This window comes from Roseburia sp. 1XD42-69 (assembly GCF_003612565.1).
Classification (GTDB): domain Bacteria; phylum Bacillota; class Clostridia; order Lachnospirales; family Lachnospiraceae; genus Roseburia_B.
Window position 1 is genome coordinate 12,786 of sequence record NZ_RAZG01000018.1, and the last position, 19,671, is coordinate 32,456.

Consider the following 19,671-nt stretch of genomic DNA (forward strand, 5'->3'; position numbering starts at 1 on the left):
AAAGAAATACTAAGAAAAAAGGAGGTATGTTTATGAACTCAAAAGTATTAGACTATATATTGCTCACCCTTGTGATTATCGGCGCAGTAAACTGGGGATTAATCGGGTTTTTCCGCTTTGATCTGGTTGCATTTCTCTTTGGGGATATGTCCTGGGTTTCCAGAATCGTATATGCCCTTGTGGGTATCGGCGGCATCTATCTGCTCAGTGTATACGGCAGAATCCGCAGCATTGAGCAGGCTTAACCCAAAGGATGCAAGAAGAAAGGACTGCCCTTGTGACAGTCCTTTTATCCTATGTAGTATTTACAGGGAAACAATGAGTTTTGCCTTTGCACATTCCGGAAGTTCATTCTCATTTTTTGAAACGCTTAAAACAATTTTCACATTATACTTTTCACTGATAATATCCAATTTCTCAATGGCATGTGTAATTTCATCGTCTTTCATATTGGAAATTGTGAGGAAACTGTCAAGATAAAGTTCTTCCAAGTCGTTATCCTGTGATACGATTCCGCAAATAAATCCCATAAACTCGTCACAATTTGTAATAGGATAATCTGTTACGTTTACAAGACGGACTCTGTTGCTCAGCTCGTACATATGCTTCTGGCTTTTATCCAGATACACGATATTACCATTTGCCGCCATAACCGCAGCATTTACCGTCTCTAATAGCTTTTTTGTCTTTCCTTTTCCCTTTTCCCCTGCAATAATTTGAACCATGGCCATTTCCTCCTGTTTTCTCTCTTCAAAAATCCATGCTGTCTTGTGAATTTTTTTCTATAAAATAATTATAATTTATATGTAATGAAAATTCAACCGCTAATTGGTACAACTGTGAAAAAACCTGTAAGAATCTTAAGAATTGCCGGTAAAACCATACAATAATTCATTCATGTAGTAATACAGATTATTCCGGCAGTCCGCCTTCATAACTATGGAGACAATCTGCTCATTATTGCTGTTGGTGGAGTAAAGCACCAGACAGTATCCCGCTGCATGGGTAGTCCCTGTCTTTCCGCCGATTACGGTAATTCCCCTGGGGGCATCCTCTGTTCCCATAAGGTATTTATTTGTGCTGTTCCACACTTGTTCCACAGTCATTCCATCTTTGTCCAGATACTGAGCCGTGTACTCTGTCTCGGTGATGAGATCAATAAATTGGGGATTTTGTATGGCTGCCTGGAAAAAGAGATACATGTCATAAACGGTTGTGTAGTGGTCTTCGTCCTGCAGGCCGTTGGAATTTACAAAATGGGAATCTAAGGCTCCAAGGGCCTTTGCCTCCTCATTCATAAGCTTTGCAAATTCTTCCACGCTCCCTGAAATTCCCTCGGCGATTACAATGGCAGCATCATTGCCGCTGCGCATCATAAGGCCGTAAAGAAGCTGTTTTAAGGACAGGTAATCTCCCTCTTTTAAATTGCACACGGAGGAATCGATTTCCTGATCCGCCGCCCTGGCGCTGACCTGGTAGATGCTGTCTAAATCCCCGTACTTTAATGCCACATAGGCGGTGAGAATTTTTGTTGTGCTGGCCGGATATACTTTTTCATAAATATTCTGGCAGTAAGTTACTTCTTTTGTATCAAGGTTAAATACACCTGCAGCCTTTGCCACCTGGGAATCCGTCTTTTCGATTCCAAGGGCTTTTCCGTCGGAAATACAGTATTTTTCAGCAAAAAAAGGATATGTATTCTGCAGGGATGTATCCTCCACAGATACCATTTGATATTTCTGGGATGTCTGGTAGATTTGATAGGCATCCGAAAAGGTAACTTCCTTATTTTTTTCGCCGCATCCGGGTAAAAGCAGGCAGAGAAAAAGCAGGCATGTCAGTTTTCTATTTATACATTTCACGCCACTCTAAGTCTCCTCGGTCTAAAGATTTAATCAATAATTCTGCTGTTGCAAGGTTGGTTGCCAGCGGGATATTGTGGGTGTCACAGAGACGAACCACACTGTCCACGTCAGGTTCATGGGACTTAGGCGTCAGAGGGTCCCTTAAAAATATAACCAGATCTATTTCGTTGTGCTCAATCTGGGCGCCTAGCTGCTGGGCGCCGCCCAGATGGCCTGCAAGATATTTATGAATGGTTAAATTTGCCACTTCCTCTATCAGCCGTCCCGTTGTCCCAGTGGCAAACAGTTCATTTTTACAGAGGATTCCTCTGTAGGCAATACAAAAGTTCTGCATTAATTTTTTCTTCGAGTCATGTGCGATAAGTCCGATGTTCATGTTAAGTCCCCCATTCCGTATTTTCTAGGCTGTAGTCCTACATTGAGAACCAGTCCGATTCCCATGTAGAGGGTGAGCAGTGATGTCAAACCGTAACTGACAAAAGGCAGCGGCAGGCCGGTGTTGGGCATAAGTCCGGTGGTTACACAAATATTTACAAAACTCTGAAAACAAACCAAAGATGCGATTCCGCAGCAAATCAGCCTTCCGGAAAGATCCTTTGCCTTCCTTGCAACAAGAATGCATTCCAGCGCGATAAGCAGCAAAAGCACAATTACAATGACTGAACCCATAAAACCCAATTCTTCCCCCACGATTGCAAAAATGAAATCTGTCTGGGGTTCTGCGATAAAATTACCGTTTTTTACAGATGTTATCTGGCTGTTATATAAGCCTTTTCCCCACAACTGTCCGGAACCGATAGCCATTTTGGAATTGAGCTGCTGGTAAGCAGCATCCGCATATTTTTCCGGTTCCAGCCATGCCATAATACGTTTGTACTGGTAAGGATCCAGTATTTTCTGGTCAGGCTGTAAGATAAGGCTGATAAATATAATCATGGTGGGCAGGCTGACTGCCAAAACACCTATTACTATTTTATAACTTAATCCCGCAATAAACAAGAGGGCAACAAAAATTAATGCCGTTACAATTGTGGTGGACAAATCCGGTTGCTTTTTAATTAGAATCAGTGGAATTCCTGCTAATATAAAGGATTCCGCCAAAATTTTAACTGTGTTTAAATTTTCCTGGTGTTTCATAAAAAAATAGGCAAAAAATAGAATAATAATTATTTTTGACAATTCCGAAGGCTGAAACCGAATACCTGCAATGGTTACCCACCGGGTGGAGCCATTGGTATTTTCTCCCATATATCTTACCATAACAAGCAGTATAATGTTGATAAAATAGAATATCCAGCTGAATTTCAACAGAAAAGAATAATCTATCATGGAAACCATAACCATAAGCCCAATTCCCATCACAAGCCCCATAATCTGTTTATTCTGCACAGATTCCCTGGCACTGCCTATTACCAGTATTCCAATGATTGTAAGTACCAGAACATATAAGATCAGTCTGAAATTATAATTTCGTAGTTTTATTTGTTTCAGCATAAAAATTCCTATCTTCCAGAGGAGTGATGCAGTTCCTTGATTGGGATATTTGCATACAGCGCAGGAACTGTTCCGTTGTTGTTTTCTGATTCTGTCTGGGTAATCTGGATATCCAGCCCTTCCGCATCTATCTCCATGTATTTTGATATTACATTGATAATATCATTCTTAATTTTCTCCATAACTTCCGGTGAACAGTTGGCGCGATCCGAGACAAGTACAAATTTCAGACGGTCTTTTGCCACATCACCGGAGTTTTTCTTCTTAAAAAAGTCCGCTAATGCCATTTTTTCTCCTCTCATTATTTAAACAAGCTTGCTAATTTGGTAAAAACATTTTCTTTCTTGTCTAAATCAAGAAATGGAACTTCCTCTCCCAAAAGACGTTTACAGATATTAGCGTATGCCTTTCCAGCCATGGCGTCAGTGCCGACTAAGGGTTCCCCCTGGTTTGTGGAAATGACAATCTGCTCATCATCGGGAACCACGCCGATTAATTTGATGGCAAGAATTTCACAAACGTCATCCACTGTCATCATATCCCCCCGCTTTACCATATCCATGCGGAGACGGTTGACGATAAGCTGGGTCTGCTTTATCTCATGGGCTTCCAAAAGCCCTATGATACGGTCTGCGTCCCGGATTGCGGAGACTTCCGGTGTTGTAACCACCAGTGCCCTGTCAGCCCCGGCAATGGCATTTTGAAATCCCTGCTCAATTCCTGCCGGACAGTCTAACAGTATGTAGTCGAATTCTTCTCTTAACTCGTCGGTAAGTTTTTTCATCTGCTCCGGTGTGACGCTTGTCTTATCCCTCGTCTGGGCAGAGGGCAAAAGAGCCAGATCCGGATACTTTTTGTCTTTAATCAGCGCCTGCTTAATGCGGCAGTTTCCTTCCACCACGTCCACCAGATTGTAGACAATGCGGTTCTCAAGACCCATCACCACGTCTAGGTTCCGGAGCCCGATATCTGTATCGATTAAAACTACTTTTTTATTTAGCTGCGCCAACCCGGTACCTACATTGGCAGTTGTAGTGGTTTTTCCCACGCCGCCTTTCCCGGATGTAATTACAATTACTTCGCTCATGACAAAATCCTCCTGAATTTCTAAATATTATTAAATGTATTTTTCGTAATTGGCTCGATTAGAATCTGGCTCCCGGACACGGTTGCAATCTGGGGCTCTGCGGTGGATTTCCTGCGTTCCCTTAAAGAGGCTAAAAATCCTTTGTCCTCGCTTCTGCCAATAACATCCCCTATTTTAATCTGCATGGGGTTCATATCAAGGGCTGCCACAAAGCAGGTGTCATCCCCTGTCTCACCGGCGTAAGCCGTCCCCTTTAGGGCCCCAAGAATCACAATATTTCCGGCGGAAACCACTTTTGCCCCGGGATTTACATCCCCGATGACAATAAGGCTTGTCTCGCTTTCCAGGACATGGCCGGAGCGCAGGGTTCCCTTATATATTTTTCCCGTATTCCCTGCCGCCATACTGTCATACTCGTCCATTTTTTGTTTCACTAATTGTTCCCTGATTTCATTGTTGTCAATTACACAGGCAATGTGAATACTTGTATTTTGGGTGATCGTATCAATAATCTCATACTCTTCTTCCGGTGTAAGTTCCCTTCCCTCAAAGGAAATGGCCATTCTGGCATTTTTGAAAAACTTATCCGATTCTAAAAACTTTTCCTTAATATGGCCAAGCAGTTCCCGAAAGGGCGTGGTCTTATCCAAAATCAAATTGATGCCGTACCTGTTGCTTTTGATAATGACTGGCTGAGACATAAATTCCCTCCTCTTCTATGGTTAATCTGCAAATGAATTGGCGCTTTCATCTATTACGCTGGCCCGTCCGTTTATTAAATCTTCCCTGTCTTCCACTTTAAAGTAGTAAGAGAGAATATCTCTAGATACATCCGCCGCATTGTGGGAAGTGTACCCGAAGGCAATTTTTGTTGCAATGGATATCCTTGGATTTTCATAGGGGGCAAATCCCACAAAAAGTGCGTGATTTGCACGGTTTTTTACCTGTTGCGCCGTACCTGTCTTACCGGCTACAGGAATCCTGAAATCTTTAAAACAGCTTAATCCTTCCGCCACCATGCGCATTCCCTCATGAATGGAATTCCACTGGCTAAAGTCTAAAATATCCACTGTGTTTTTCACCGTGGGCTCATATGTTTTTATCACGTTGCCCTCAGAGTCTTTTAACTCTTTCAAAAGAGTCTCCTGATATACGGTACCCTTGTTTGCCACTGCAGTGATATACCTGGCAAGCTGGGATGTGGTATAGCTGTTGTTACTCTGGCCGATGGAAGCGGTAATGGGGTACTCATCCGCCACCTTGGGCTCTGACTCCGGAATCTCAATACCGGTATTGTCATTTAATCCAAATAACTGGGCATATTTCTGAAGGGTCTTTATGCCTTTGTCTTCATTATAAGTAAATCCGTTTAAACTGAGACGGTATCCCACTTCATAGAAATAGTAATTGCAGGAATGCTCTATGGCCTGGGACACATTGATAGAGCCGTGGTTGGAGGGATATGCCCAGCAAGTAGGCCCTTTTTCCTCAAGCCTTGTGAATCTTCCCTCATCCCGGATAATGGTGGAGGTGTCAATTACGCCTTCCGAAAATCCTGCCACAGCCACCAGAGGTTTAAAGGTGGAACCGGGAGCGGTGCGCTCCTGAGTAGCGTAATTGTACTGGGGATTGGAAAGGTCACTGTTTAATTTTGCAAAATACTCTGCGTCCACCACATTGGCAAGGCGGTTGTTATCGTATCCCGGATAGGAAACCATGGCAAGAACCTCACCTGTTTTTACGTCTGTAATGACACAGGAACCGGAACAGGGGTCAAGTGCCAGCTGTGCCGGGGTAATTTCCAGATTTTGCACTTTCTCACGTATAAAATTATATGCCGAGATATCACCGGATGTCAATGCAAAAACCTGAGATTCATCATATTCCAGCACCCCCTGGTCATAGAGAATCACACAGAGCTGTGCCCCTGCGATTAATTCCTGCTTAATCATATACTTGTAGATATATTTGGAAAAATCGTTGTCCTCCCCCAGCTCCTCAATCAGATAGTCCAGAAGGGCCCGGTAAATTTCATCGGAATCGGAGTATTTTTCCTCCACGGAAAAACGGGTGATGTCTATCCAGTTCTGGGCAATGGCGTAATTTAAGTACTCCATAAGGCTCACATTGCCCTCCGCCCACTGTTTGTACAGGGAATCCTCCGTATCGATTCTGTCGGAGACAAGAATCTTTTCATCTTTCAAAAGGTTTACAATGTAGGAAATGTAGTCTTCCTCTTCCTCTAAAAGGGCTCCAAAGGGCGTGGGCATATCTGTAAGCTCTGTCCTTATCTCGGAGAGCACGGCGGACTGCTTTGCCTGAAAAGCGCTGTAAACCCCCTGCTCTGCGGCGCTGGCATCCTTTGCGGAAAAATGTTTTGTATCGATGACATTATTGTTAATCAGTGCAAAGTACACATCATCGATGGGAATCTTAATGTCAGACTCCTTCCGCTCAGAGGAGGGGTCGTAATTTTTCACATTTATCATTTTGTCGTATACAATTCCCGCAATTTCCTGCTCCAATAAATCGTAAACGGCCTTTGTCAGTTCCGCATCAATGGAAAGGTAGGCGTTTCCCCCGGCTTTTGGCTCTGTGCGCTCTGTGGTTTCCACAACTTTTCCCATATTATCCACGTACACCGTTTCAGAGCCCTTTGTGCCCTGGAGTTCCCCGTCAAGATACCGCTCAATTCCTGACTTTCCAATGACATCCGTAAGGCTGTAATCCTCATTCTCCTTTGACAGATCCTCGTACTCCTCCTGGGAAATTTTTCCCGTATAGCCAATGATATGGGCGAAATATTTGCTGTCCACATACCGGCGGATGGTGTCGTCCTCCACCTCCACGCCCTGGAGCTTATCTGCATTTTCGCTGACGTAGGCCACGGTCTCATCGCTGACATCTGTGGCGATTGTGGTGGAAATATATCTCTGGAAACTGTTTTCCGACATGGCGTAGCGTATCACGGTAATCCGGTATGCCATATCCCCTTCATATTTCTCTGCTATGCCGAATTTACGGCTGCTCTGAAGATATTCCATCACCTGTTCTGCAGTGGCTTTCCCCTCGTCATAGCCCAGTTTATTGTTAAATTTCAGGCTGTCCACGGAGGGATGCCCGTATACATCTGCCAAAAACCTCTGTTTTGCCTTTCCCTCCACATTGAATTCGTAAGAGCCGTTGTCCTTTCTTACAATCTCAAAATCATTGTCAATGGTATCCCCGTTGGCGTCCATTTTTAAAAGAATCTGGTAAAGCTCCTGGTTTACGGAGGTATTTTTTTCTTTTGTGTCCCCGTAACTTCCGTTGTCTTCTATGGTTATGGAATAGGCCAGCTCATTGTAGGCCAACAGGTTTCCGTTTCTATCGTAAATATTTCCCCGGGTGCTCTTTAGTTCCCTCTTTTTTTCAATTTTCAGCCGGTAATTGTTAAGATATTCCTCCCCATTTACAATCTGAAGCACAAACACCTGCTGGATTAAAATGGCGGATAACAAAATCATGGCTGCTGAGAGAACAAATAACCTGGATTTAAAAAAATTTATAATATACTCTTTTACTGTCTCAAACAAATTTTGCTGCACCCCTCTTTTCTTCCGCTTCCAGTTTTTGGTTGACTTTCAAAATAATAAAATATTGGAAAATCATTACCAGTATGGTATACACTAATTCAGGGATAATGATATGGAACAGATAATAGGAAAAAGCAAACTTTTTCCGAAATAAAAACTGGAAAAAATATACGAAAAGGTTACATGCCACGTCACTGGCAGAAAGCAATATGATGGGAAGCTTAATATCCTCCGGAAAAAATATTTTCTGGAAAAAGCCGTTGATATATCCCACATACATATAAAGCAGGGCATAGAACCCAAGGACACTTCCAAAGAAAATGTCTAAGAGCAGGCCGCTGAAAAATCCTACAAGCATTCCTTCCTTTCTCCCCCGCATAAATCCCAGGGAAGCCGTGAGGACGATTAGAAGGTTCGGGGCGATGGAGGCAAAAGAAAGTGCCTGGAATACAGTACTTTGCAGTACAAAGCATAGAATAACCGCAACTGCAAGTATAATTTTACGTTTCATGCCTGCCCTCCCTCTATTTGCTCTCCTCTTGGCCGGACTGTTTTTTGTCCAGTATCACAAGTACCGCTTCAATATGTTCAAAATCCACTACCGGCGTAATGGTGCCGGATTTGGTAAGATTGTTGGAATCCACTTCTATCGTGTTGATATAACCGATTAAGATTCCCTGCAAATATTTGTCGCTGATATAGGAAGTCACCACCGGGTCCCCCACGTTTGCCTCATTGTCGGAATCTTTTAAATTGTTAAACAGGATGTTCTGGTTTTCATTCATCTCCTGTAAGTCCCCGTGGACGATACATCTGTCGGAAGTGGTTAAAAGCATTCCGCTGATTTTGCTGGTATCGTCAATAATGGAGCGGATTTTGGCATAATTGGGCCCCACGTCTGTGACAATGCCCACCAAACCGCTTCCTGCCAGCACATTCATATCCACGTCTATGCCATCTTTTGAGCCCTTGTCAATGGTAAAGGTGGAAAACCAGTTTCCGGCGTCTTTGCCGATAACATTTGCCGCCACTTTCTCATAGCTGGGATATTTCTGGTCCAAATCCAAAAGCTCCCTTAAATTGTCCAGCTCGTACTGTTCCAGCTTTATGGTATTTAACTCTAACGTCAGAGAATGCACCTGCTCTTTTAATTTTTGGTTCTCGGACATCACATCTTTTAAATTTTTCAGATTGTCTGTTTTATCTTTAAGCCAGGAGCCCACATGGTTGATTCCCTGCTGCATGGGCACAAACACATAGCCCGCCACAGTGTTTAAAGGCCCTCCGGAGAGATTCATAGTCAGGCTGACATAAATTAAGGTTCCCGCAATGATGGTGAGTCCCATCAGGAGATACTTGGAGGGAATCTTGAATTTTGATTTTCGCTTCATATAACTCCTCTGTTATCTCAATATTCTTGTGCGCATATTGAATGTCAAACGTTTATATTTTTCATCGGAAACAATTTTAATCAATCCCCGCACCACGGATTCCTCCGGGCTCTCACAGGTATTTACCTGGATGTTAGTAATCTGGGTAAATAGGGAATCCAAAGCCTGGATCTGGGAACCGCCCCCGGTGATGTAGATGCCGGAGTGGATAATATCTTTTGCCACCTCCGGAGGGGTTTTCTCTAAAATCATTTTTATGGAATTGCAGATGGAATTTAAATTGTCCTTGATGGCTTCGTATACGGTCTGGGCATTGATTTCCAGCTCAATGGGAAGGCCGCTTACAAGGTCCCTGCCCACCACCACCATGGTTTCCTCCCTGCCGGGAAGGCCGGAACCCAACGTCTCTTTTAATGTCTTGGCTGTCTTTTGGCCAATGACCAGATTGAAGGTCCGCTTGATATGGTTGATGATGGACTCGTCAATGCGGTTTCCCCCAAAGTGAAGAAGGTCGCTTAACACAAGGCCTCCCAGGGAAATCACGGAAATTTCCGTGGTGTCCGCCCCGATGTCCACAATCATGACGCCGGTGGGCTCGTTTACGTCAAGACCTAAGCCCACGGCGTCTGCAATGGGCTTTTCACAGAGCAGAACATTTTTTGGCTTTGTCTTGCTCTTATAAAACAGGTCAAAAAAGGCCTTTTTTTCCACCTCTGTAATATCTGTTGGCACAGCTACAATGTACTCTGCCCCATGGACTTTTCCCTTTGCATTTTTTTCCAGGAAATCAAAAATCATGGTCTGTACATTATTAAAATCTGCAATAACTCCATTTACGATGGGAAAAGTGACATGAATGCTCTCCGGCGCTTTCTCATACATGGCGTAGGCTGCGTCCCCGTAGGCATACATCTGATTTTTATTTACAATAGCAATGGTGTTTTTTTCGTTTAACACTTTTCCTGTTGATTTACAGAAAACTTTCATGTTACAGGTTCCCAAATCAATGCCGTAAATATTATTGTTCATTGAAATCTCCCTTCAATCTGCGCTAAGAAGCAGATTTTCCTCCTTAAAGCTAAAATATTTGTTATCACCAATGATGATGTGGTCGGATAAATGAATACCCAGCATTTCCCCACTCTGTTCCACCCTGTGGGTTACCTGCCTGTCCATGGTACTAGGTACAGGGTCCCCGCTGGGATGATTGTGGAGTAAAATAATATAAACTGCCTGATTCATAAGTGCAAGCTTAAAAATTTCCCTTGGGGAAATCAGGGAAGCGTTTATGGTTCCCACAGAAATCACTTCCTCCCCCAAAAGCACGCACCGGGAATCAAACATGCAAAGTAACAGTTTTTCCCGCTCCTCATGCCGCAGTGCCTCCATATAGTAAGCTGCCACTGCGGAAGCGCTGTTTAAGGATACATTGGAAAGCCTTGTGGCCATTGTCATTCGCCTTGTAATTTCTGCCAGGCATTTTAGCTGGATTGCCTTGACTTTTCCGATGCCGGAAATCTCCGTCAGCTCTTTAAAACTCAACCGATAGAGGTTTAAAAGATTTTTTTCCCGGCGGTTTAGCACATCCTGGGCCACCTCTACGGATTTTTTCCCTGAGGTGCCTGTGCGGATAATCACCGCCAAAAGCTCTGCGTCGGAGAGATATTTGGCTCCATAGCGCAGGAATTTTTCATATGGTTTTTCAGAATCTGACAATTCTTTGATGGTACAATGTTCTTTCATTTTATGTTCCTCCCAAAACAAGGGAGGATTATATCATACACTTAAAAATGCCACTTATGTTATATTTTAACACATAAGGTCTTTATTAACAAGATTTTGCTCATAAAGTTTTTGCAATGACATTAAAATTCCAAATTTTGCGTGATACCAGGTAAGCCCTCCCTGAAAATACACGGAATAGGGAAGCTTTACAGGGCCGTCTGCGCTAAGCTCAATGGAAGAGCCCTGTACAAATGCCCCCGCCGCCATAATCACATCGCTGTCATACCCCGGCATGGCCCAGGGCTCAGGGGTTACATAGGAGTCCACAGGGGCCGCCGCCTGGATGCCCTGGCAGAAGGCAATCATGGGGGCTTTTTCGTGGAAGGTGACTGCCTGGATAATGTCATGGCGGCTTTCCCCGCCTTTTGGAAAGACGTCAAATCCCAATGCCTCGTAGATATTTGCCGCAAAGACAGCCCCTTTTAAGGCGGAGTTTACCACGGAGGGGGCTAAAAATAACCCCTGGTAGAAAGACTGGATTACTCCAAGGCTGGCCCCTACCTCTTTTCCAAGGCCGGGGGAAGTCAGGCGGTAAGCCGCATGTTCCACACACTCTTTTTTTCCTGCGATATAGCCGCCGATGGGGGCAAGGCCCCCGCCGGGATTTTTAATAAGTGAGCCCACAATCATATCCGCCCCCGCTTCCAAGGGCTCTTTTTCCTCCACAAACTCCCCGTAGCAGTTATCCACCATGCAGATGATCCCTGGTTTTATTTTTTTGATAAAGGAAATCAGCTCTCCGATTTTTGATACGGACAGGGTTGGCCTTACGGCATATCCCTTAGAACGCTGGATAGTCACTATTTTCGTCTTTTCATTTATGGCCTTTTGTATTCCCTCATAATCGAAATTTCCCTCAGGGAGCAAATCCACCTGACGGTAAGTTATGCCGTATTCCGCCAGGGAGCCTTTTGAGGGTCGGATACCGATGACTTCTTCCAAGGTGTCATAGGGTTTTCCCACCGGGGATAAAAGTTCATCTCCCGGCCGCAGGTTTGACATAAGGGCCAGGGCTAAGGCGTGGGTGCCGCAGGTAATCTGGGGGCGCACCAGTGCGTCCTCCCCCCGGAAACATTCTGCGTAGACTTTTTCCAAGGTATCCCTTCCCAAATCGTTGTACCCATATCCGCTTGTGGCGTTAAAACACTCGGCGCTTACCCGGTGTTTTTGCATGGCGGCTATGACTTTCAACTGATTTAACTCCGCTGTCTGGTCAAAGGATAAAAACCTGTCCTTTAACTTCTCTTCTATTTTTCTTCCAAAGGCGTAGACTTCCTTACAAATTCCAAATTTTTCGTATTGGTTTATTATCATAGGATTTTCTTTCATGATCTCTTCCCTTTTCTTTATATAATATTTTTTTCTGACAGGGTGCGGAGCATAAAATCCAGTATCTTCTTTTCATTATATCCAAAGGATGGCTTTTCCATCCAGATAACATCTTTTTCCCTGCCAAACCAGGTGAGCTGCCGCTTGGCAAAGTGCCTGGTGTCGCGTTTTATAATATAAACCGCTTCCTCTAAGGATATCTCTCCGTTTAGGTAAGACAAAATTTCTTTATAGCCCAGCCCCTGCATGGACACCATGCCTTTTTTACATCCCATTTTCTTTAATTTTTCCACTTCTCCGATAAGCCCCCGGGAAATCATATCATCCACCCGTGTTTCAATGGCCTGGTAGAGCTTTTCCCTTTCGTCATTTAGGACAAAATAGGCAAAATTGTAGGGGGAAGATTTTTCCCGCTCTTTTTTGTTGTGTTCCGAGATTTTTTCCCCGCCATTCTCATGGTAATATTCCAGGGCCCGGATCACCCGTTTTATATTGTTGGGATGGATTTCTTCCGCCGCTTTAGGATCTTTTTCTTTCAACATTTCATAAAGGCATAAAGCCCCTTTTTCCCTGGACAAATCCTCCAATTCTTTCCGGTAGGACTTATCCGCTTCTTCCCTGGAAAAATCAATATCGTATACCACAGACTGGATGTAAAATCCTGTTCCCCCGGTTAAAATGGGAATCTGTCCCTTTTCATAGATTTCCTCCATGTAGGATTTGGCATACTTTTGAAAAAGCACAATATTAAATTCTTCCTGGGGCATAAATTCATCAATGAGATAATGGGGAACGCCCTGCATCTCTTCCCTGGTAATTTTGGCGGAGCCGATGTCCATATATTTGTATACCTGCATGGAATCTGCAGAGATAACGGCGCCATTTACCGCTTTGGCAAGTGCAATGGAAAGGGCTGTTTTTCCCACTGCCGTGGGGCCGGTGAGAATAATTAAGGGTTTTTTCATAAAGATTACACAATCCTTCTAAATTTTTTTTCCAGTTCATGTTTTGTCAAGGAAATAATCGTGGGCCTTCCATGGGGGCAGAAGTAAGGGTTTTCCAGATCCAAAAGCTCGTCTATCAAAGTCTTTGCCTCTTGAAAAGATAAGGCATTGTTGCCTTTTACCGCCGCCTTGCAGGACATGGATGCTATTTTTTCCAATACCAGATCCGGGGTTTCTGATTCGTTAAGTTCCCCTGCGCCGTCTAAAATTTCAAGGAGCACCTGTTTGGCGTCCAGGGAATAGAGATTCCCCGGCACGCCGCTGATGGCGTATTCCCTTCCCCCGAAATGCCGGATGTCAAAACCAAAATCGGAAATCTCCTTTTCAAACTTCTTTAATGCACTCTCCTCCCGGATATCCAGGGACACCACAATGGGGGGAGAGACCATCTGGGAGGTAAAGGTCTTTTCTCTTAAGAGCTTTAATGTCTTTTCATATAATACTTTTTCGTGGGCGGCGTGCTGGTCAATGATAAATAGTTTTCCCTCAAATTCCACTAGCCAGTAGGTGTCAAACACATGCCCTATAATTTTGTGGAGCTTTTTGCCATGCTCTGACAAAAATTTTCCCTCATACTGAATTTCTTCCTGCACACAGGACATATTCGGATCTGTTGGGACAGCCGGGGAAGGATGCACATTCTCTTGGCCTAAACGGGCAGGGGATTTATCAAATTTTGGTTCGTAGGGCGTATCCTGCCGGATAGAAGCTGCGATTTGACCTGCCTTTTCCTGCATCAGCCTTTGTTTTTCAAAGGGCTCCGGGGGGCGCTCTTTTGATTTTTCCGGTTTATCTTCCGGTTTTGCCCTCTCCTCCAAAGAGACGTTTCTGATATGTTCCCTGTTTAAAAGCCTTTCTCTGATACAGTCATGCAATGCCTGGTAAATCCCTTCGTTCTGGGAAAAACGCAGTTCCATTTTTGTGGGGTGGACATTCACGTCTAACATTTCCCCGCTAAAGGTAAAATATAACAGGCAAAAGGGGTACTGGTGCTGCATCAGGAAATTTTTGTAGGCATCTTCTATGCTTTTTGCCACCAGGGAACTTTTAATGTATCTCTGGTTGATAAAATAATTTTCAAATTCCCGGTTTCCCCTGGAAACTTCCGGTTTTCCAATATAGCCTGTCACGGAAAACAGGCTGTTTTTTTCATTTACCTCAAGAAGGGATGCGGCAATTTCCCTGCCGTAAATCTGGTAAATGGCATCCTTTGGATTATTATTCCCGGAAGTGTGGAGTTTTGTCTGATTATTTATAATAAGTTTAAAAGAAATTTCCGGGTGGGATAAGGCGAGCCTTTGGGTGAGGGCGTGGATATAGCCCCCCTCTGTCTGGGGGGTTTTTAAAAACTTCCGCCTGGCGGGAGTATTGTAAAAGAGATTCCGCACAATAAATGTGGTGCCCTCCGGCGCCCCGATTTCCTCTAATGAAATTTCTTTTGAGCCTTCTATCACATACCGGGTGCCGGTAAGCCCGGAAATGGTTTTTGTGATAAGTTCCACCTGGGACACTGCGGCAATGCTGGATAGGGCTTCCCCCCGAAATCCTAGGGAGGAAACCGTTAATAAATCTTCCACAGATTTGATTTTGCTGGTGGAATGGCGGAGAAATGCCAGGGGCACCTGGTCTTTTTCAATGCCCTCCCCGTTATCCGTAATGCGGATCATAGAAATGCCCCCCTCCTTGATTTCCACCGTGATGGCGGAGGCATTTGCGTCAATGGAATTTTCCACCAATTCTTTCACCACGGAGGAAGGGCGTTCCACCACTTCCCCCGCTGCAATTTTATCTATGGTTTCCTGGCTTAACGGCGCAATTTCTTTCATGCTGGCTTCTTTTCCTTTCATGGCAGATTTTACCATCGGTTTTTTACTTTGTTCTGGAGTTCATAAAGTTTGTTTAAGGCTTCCACTGGGGTTAAGTTTCCAATATCCACATCCCTAAGCTCCGCAATGATATCGTCATCCCTTACCGTGTCAAAGAGGGACATCTGCCGCATGTCCACCTCGTCTAAAAGTGTTTTTTTCTTTTTCACCTCGGAGACGTTTACCGGGATATTTTTTGCAATATCAGCGATATCATTGGCACTTAGTTCTTCCACAATAGCTTTTGCCCGCTCTAAGACAGTGGAGGGCAGCCCGGCTAGTTTTGCCACCTGGATGCCGTAACTCTTATCCGCCCCTCCCGGGACAATTTTCCGCAGGAATACAATGTCCTCCCCTTTTTCTTTTACGGCAATGCAGTAATTGTTCACATTGTCAAGCTTGCCCTCTAATTCTGTAAGCTCATGGTAATGTGTGGCAAACAATGTTTTTGCCCCTAAAAGTTTTGGGTTGCTGATGTGCTCCACCACCGCCCAGGCTATGCCCAGTCCGTCAAAAGTGCTGGTTCCCCTGCCGATTTCATCTAAAATCAAAAGGGAGTTTCCTGTGGCGTTCCGCAAAATGTTTGCCACTTCGGTCATTTCCACCATAAAAGTGCTTTGTCCGCTGGCCAGGTCGTCCGACGCCCCCACCCTTGTAAAAATCCGGTCCACAATGCCGATATCCGCAGAGTCCGCCGGGACAAAGCTTCCGATTTGGGCCATAAGGACAATGAGGGCGGTCTGGCGCATATAGGTGGATTTTCCCGCCATATTTGGCCCGGTGATAATGGAAATCCGGTGTTTATCGTTGTTTAAATAAGTGTCGTTTTTGATAAACATGTCGTTTGGAATCATTTTTTCCACTACCGGGTGACGGCCTCCTTTGATGTCTATGGTGCCCTTTTGATTTAATTTGGGACGGCAGTAATGGTTCTGTTCCGCCACATAGGCAAGGCTGGAAAGGACATCCAGCTTTGCCACGGCTTTTGCCGTCTTTTGGATTCTTGCCACTTCCCCGGATACCTTTTCCCGCAAAGCGGCAAAAAGCTCGTATTCCAGTACGGAAAGCTTATCTTCCGCCCCTAAAATCACATCCTCTAACTCCTTTAATTCCGGGGTGATAAAGCGCTCCGCATTTGCCAGGGTCTGCTTTCTGGTAAAATACTCCGGCACCAGTTCTTTAAAGGAATTTGTCACCTCAAGATAATAGCCGAAAACCTTGTTATATTTGATTTTCAAGTTTTTTATCCCGGTTTTTTCCCGCTCTTTTTCTTCTAACTGGGCGAGCCAGGCTTTTCCTTCAGTTTTCGCCTTCCGAAGCCTGTCCACCTCCTCATTGTACCCCTCTTTTAGTATGCCCCCCTCGTGGAGAAGAATCGGGGGATCTTCCTCTATTGCAGCAAAGATCCAGCTATAGATATCCTCCAAGGTATCCATTTCCTCTGCAATTTCCTTCAACTGTCCTTTTTTAAAATCCTGTAACAGTTGTTTAATGGGGGGCAGCATGTGGATGGAGTTTCGGAATGCAATAAAATCCCTGGGGTTTGCTGTCTGGTAGGTGATTCTTGTAATCAGCCGTTCCAAATCGTAAATGGAGTTTAAGTATTCCCGAAGCTCTTCCCTTGTGATAGCCTGGCTGTTTAACTCTTCTATGGCGTCAAGCCTTCCCTTTATCTCCTGCTTCTCCACCAGAGGCTGCTCTAAATAAGACCGGAGCATCCTGGCCCCCATGGCTGTTTTTGTCTTATCAAGAACCCATAAGAGGGATCCTTTTTTTGATTTTTCCCGCAAAGTCTCCACCAGTTCCAGATTTCTTCTGGTGGAACTGTCAATAAGCATAAATTTTCCTGTGGTGTAGGAATGAATCACAGACATATGGGCCAGAGAATTTTTCTGGGTCTCATAGAGATATTTTAGCAGGGAGCCTGCCGCAATGCTGCCGCAGGGAAAATCATTTAGGCCAAGGCCCTCTAAGCTATGTACTTTAAAATGTTCTTTTAAAATCCCAAAAGCTGTCTCATCCCCAAAATACCAGGCGTCTAATGCGCTGATACAGATGTTCAGCCTGTTTTCCATATCTGTTAGGTCAATGCCGCTCATGTAAAAAGCTTCATTGCACACAATTTCCGATGGGGCGTATTTTGAGATTTCATCCGTAAGTTTCCGCTCGCTGTCCACTTCCGTTACAAAAAAATCCCCGGTGCTCACATCCGCAACCCCTACGCCGTATTTATCCGCCAAATAGACAACGCACATAATATAATTGTTTTTTGTCTCATCTAACGCCTGGGAATCTGTGGTGGTTCCCGGGGTGACAATGCGCACTACTTCCCGTTTTACCATGCCCTTTGCCATTTTAGGGTCTTCCACCTGCTCGCAGATGGCCACTTTATATCCCTTTTTCACCAGACGGTTTAAATATCCTTCCACCGCATGGTAAGGGACGCCGCACATGGGCGCCCGCTCTTTTAAACCGCAGCTTTTTCCAGTAAGGGTAATCTCAAGCTCCTTTGACACAGTGATGGCGTCCTCAAAAAACATTTCATAAAAATCTCCCAGACGGTAAAAGAGAATACACCCGGGGTTTTCTTCTTTTGTTTTTAGGTAATGCTGCATCATAGGGGTCAGCTCATTCATATCTATATCTCTCTTCATGTTACATCCTTTTCTGTTGGTGCATAAATCCGGGCCACCATTTCCGCTGTTTTTAAGCCGTCCATGGCGGCAGACATAATTCCTCCTGCATATCCTGCCCCTTCCCCGCAGGGGTAAATCCCCTTGATAGGGCTTTCCAGTTTTTCATCCCGCAAAATCCGCACCGGGGAGGAGGTACGGCTCTCCACCCCGGAGAGAATTACATCCTCACGGTTAAAATCCGGGATTTTCCTGGGAAAACTTTCCATTCCCTCTATAAAAGAAGCGTATATTTCTCCCGGTAACAAGGTGTGGAGGGGGGCAAAGGCCGTATCTCCCTTTGTGCAGGAAGAAAAATTCCCGTAGGATTTAGAGAGCCTTTTATTCTTAAAATCCCCGTATAGCTGCTGGGGAATTTTACCCTGGCCCAAGTCGTAAGCTGTTTTTTCCAGGTTCCTCTGAAATGCAATTCCCGCCAAAGGCCCTTCCCCCAAAAAATCCTTTGGGGTAACAGAGACGATAATGGCGCTGTTTGCATTTTTACTGTCCCTTTTGTAATAGCTCATGCCGTTTACCGCAAGCCTTCCCTGTTCCGAAGAGGCATTGACCACGTATCCTCCCGGGCACATGCAAAAAGAATATACCCCTCTCCCATTTGTCAGGTTTGCCGTCACCTTGTAGGGGGCGGGGGGCAAAATCCCAGATGCCTCTTTACCGTGCTGGCTGACGCTAATCATTTCCTGGGGATGTTCCGCCCGAAGGCCCAGGGCAAAGGCCTTGGCCTCCATGGGGATCTTTCTGTCAAAAAGCATCCCAAAGGTATCCCTGGCGCTGTGGCCTATGGCTAAAATCAGAATTTCAGCATCCAGCCAGGTGTCGTGGTTGATACAGAGCCCTGTGATTTTCCCATTCTCTGTGCGGATATCTGTCATACAGGTGTGAAAAAGAAATCTTCCCCCCATGTTTTCAATATCTTTTCGGATGGCAGGGATGACCTGGGACAATTTGTCTGTGCCAATATGGGGTTTTGCCTCATAGGCAATCTCTTTCGGGGCGCCGTGATCCATAAAAATCTCAAGGACTTTCCGGTTTCTCCCTGATTTATCTTTTACCAGGGTATTTAATTTCCCGTCGGAAAAAGTTCCAGCCCCGCCTTCCCCGAAGGATACGTTTGACTCTGTATTTAAGACGCCTGTTTCCCAGAAAAGGGAGACATCTTTCCTCCGCTCTTCTATTTTTCCTCCCCGCTCTAAAATAATAGGGCAATATCCCATTTTTGCAAGGAGATAACCGCAAAAAAGCCCTGCCGGGCCGCTTCCCACAATGACAGGGGAATTATTTAATTTTTCCTTTCCGGGGACGGGAAAAACATATTCTTTTTTCTCCGCCAGGGAAATATTTTTATGGTTCTGCTTTTTATAAACCTTCTCTTCCTTTTCCGTCTCTGCCAGAAGGGTATACACGTAAGAAATTTCCTGTTTTTTCCTGGCATCAATGGACTGCCTTAGGATTTCCAGGGACAAAAGCTGCTCTTCTTTTATATTAAGCATCCGGCAGACTTTTTCTTTTAAATGCCGGCTGTCATGTGTAATTGGAAGTTTTAATTGTTGTATTTCTATCATTTTACACTCTTTATACTTTCA

18 protein-coding genes are annotated in these 19,671 nt (G+C 44.6%); 1 reads left to right on the plus strand and 17 read right to left on the minus strand.

Annotated features, from left to right (window positions below):
• The first annotated feature begins 32 nt into the window (after positions 1–32).
• Positions 33–245: a DUF378 domain-containing protein gene (locus tag D7Y06_RS10765; RefSeq protein WP_120407800.1), complete on the plus strand. Its 213-nt coding sequence runs from the start codon at positions 33–35 to the stop codon at positions 243–245.
• Positions 246–305: 60 nt separating this feature from the next.
• Here the strand turns inward: D7Y06_RS10765 and D7Y06_RS10770 are convergent, their stop codons facing one another.
• The 17 genes from D7Y06_RS10770 to D7Y06_RS10850 form a co-directional block, all read right to left on the minus strand.
• A complete protein-coding gene (locus D7Y06_RS10770) occupies positions 306–725 on the minus strand; it encodes a twitching motility protein PilT (RefSeq protein ID WP_120407801.1) in 420 nt (139 codons plus the stop codon).
• A 135-nt stretch (positions 726–860) separates the two neighbouring features.
• Complete coding sequence (locus D7Y06_RS10775) at positions 861–1,862, minus strand: D-alanyl-D-alanine carboxypeptidase family protein (RefSeq protein ID WP_243119259.1); 1,002 nt, start codon at positions 1,860–1,862, stop codon at positions 861–863.
• Positions 1,846–2,241 carry a methylglyoxal synthase gene (locus tag D7Y06_RS10780; protein ID WP_120407802.1) on the minus strand — a complete coding sequence of 132 codons (396 nt, stop codon included), beginning with the start codon at positions 2,239–2,241 and terminating at the stop codon, positions 1,846–1,848. The genes D7Y06_RS10775 and D7Y06_RS10780 overlap by 17 nt, the downstream gene beginning before the upstream one ends.
• A complete protein-coding gene (locus tag D7Y06_RS10785; RefSeq protein ID WP_120407803.1) occupies positions 2,238–3,359 on the minus strand; it encodes an FtsW/RodA/SpoVE family cell cycle protein in 1,122 nt (373 codons plus the stop codon). The genes D7Y06_RS10780 and D7Y06_RS10785 overlap by 4 nt, the downstream gene beginning before the upstream one ends.
• An 8-nt stretch (positions 3,360–3,367) precedes the next feature.
• Entirely contained in the window at positions 3,368–3,646 is a 279-nt protein-coding gene (gene minE, locus D7Y06_RS10790; protein ID WP_120407804.1) for a cell division topological specificity factor MinE, read from the minus strand.
• Between the two features lie 14 nt (positions 3,647–3,660).
• Positions 3,661–4,446 carry a septum site-determining protein MinD gene (gene minD, locus D7Y06_RS10795; RefSeq protein ID WP_120407805.1) on the minus strand — a complete coding sequence of 262 codons (786 nt, stop codon included), beginning with the start codon at positions 4,444–4,446 and terminating at the stop codon, positions 3,661–3,663.
• 20 nt (positions 4,447–4,466) lie between these two features.
• Positions 4,467–5,147 carry a septum site-determining protein MinC gene (locus D7Y06_RS10800; protein WP_120407806.1) on the minus strand — a complete coding sequence of 227 codons (681 nt, stop codon included), beginning with the start codon at positions 5,145–5,147 and terminating at the stop codon, positions 4,467–4,469.
• Between the two features lie 21 nt (positions 5,148–5,168).
• A complete protein-coding gene (locus D7Y06_RS10805; protein ID WP_120407842.1) occupies positions 5,169–8,021 on the minus strand; it encodes a penicillin-binding transpeptidase domain-containing protein in 2,853 nt (950 codons plus the stop codon).
• On the minus strand, positions 8,014–8,532 hold the full coding sequence (gene mreD / locus D7Y06_RS10810; RefSeq protein WP_120407807.1) for a rod shape-determining protein MreD: 519 nt from the start codon (positions 8,530–8,532) through the stop codon (positions 8,014–8,016). Before mreD ends, D7Y06_RS10805 begins: the two co-directional genes overlap by 8 nt.
• A gap of 13 nt (positions 8,533–8,545) precedes the next feature.
• Positions 8,546–9,412, minus strand: a complete 867-nt coding sequence (mreC, locus tag D7Y06_RS10815; protein ID WP_120407808.1) for a rod shape-determining protein MreC — start codon at positions 9,410–9,412, stop codon at positions 8,546–8,548.
• A gap of 12 nt (positions 9,413–9,424) precedes the next feature.
• The gene (locus D7Y06_RS10820) at positions 9,425–10,441 is read right to left on the minus strand and encodes a rod shape-determining protein (protein ID WP_120407809.1); all 1,017 of its coding nucleotides are present in this window, start codon (positions 10,439–10,441) and stop codon (positions 9,425–9,427) included.
• Between the two features lie 12 nt (positions 10,442–10,453).
• Positions 10,454–11,155: a RadC family protein gene (gene radC, locus D7Y06_RS10825; protein ID WP_120407810.1), complete on the minus strand. Its 702-nt coding sequence runs from the start codon at positions 11,153–11,155 to the stop codon at positions 10,454–10,456.
• A 66-nt stretch (positions 11,156–11,221) separates the two neighbouring features.
• The gene (locus tag D7Y06_RS10830; protein WP_120407811.1) at positions 11,222–12,526 is read right to left on the minus strand and encodes a methionine gamma-lyase family protein; all 1,305 of its coding nucleotides are present in this window, start codon (positions 12,524–12,526) and stop codon (positions 11,222–11,224) included.
• A 17-nt stretch (positions 12,527–12,543) separates the two neighbouring features.
• The gene (gene miaA, locus D7Y06_RS10835; RefSeq protein ID WP_120407812.1) at positions 12,544–13,491 is read right to left on the minus strand and encodes a tRNA (adenosine(37)-N6)-dimethylallyltransferase MiaA; all 948 of its coding nucleotides are present in this window, start codon (positions 13,489–13,491) and stop codon (positions 12,544–12,546) included.
• A 5-nt stretch (positions 13,492–13,496) separates the two neighbouring features.
• A complete protein-coding gene (mutL, locus tag D7Y06_RS10840; RefSeq protein ID WP_120407843.1) occupies positions 13,497–15,356 on the minus strand; it encodes a DNA mismatch repair endonuclease MutL in 1,860 nt (619 codons plus the stop codon).
• A gap of 29 nt (positions 15,357–15,385) precedes the next feature.
• The gene (mutS, locus tag D7Y06_RS10845) at positions 15,386–18,049 is read right to left on the minus strand and encodes a DNA mismatch repair protein MutS (RefSeq protein ID WP_243119261.1); all 2,664 of its coding nucleotides are present in this window, start codon (positions 18,047–18,049) and stop codon (positions 15,386–15,388) included.
• Entirely contained in the window at positions 18,046–19,650 is a 1,605-nt protein-coding gene (locus D7Y06_RS10850; RefSeq protein WP_120407813.1) for an NAD(P)/FAD-dependent oxidoreductase, read from the minus strand. The genes mutS and D7Y06_RS10850 overlap by 4 nt, the downstream gene beginning before the upstream one ends.
• Positions 19,651–19,671: the final 21 nt, after the last annotated feature.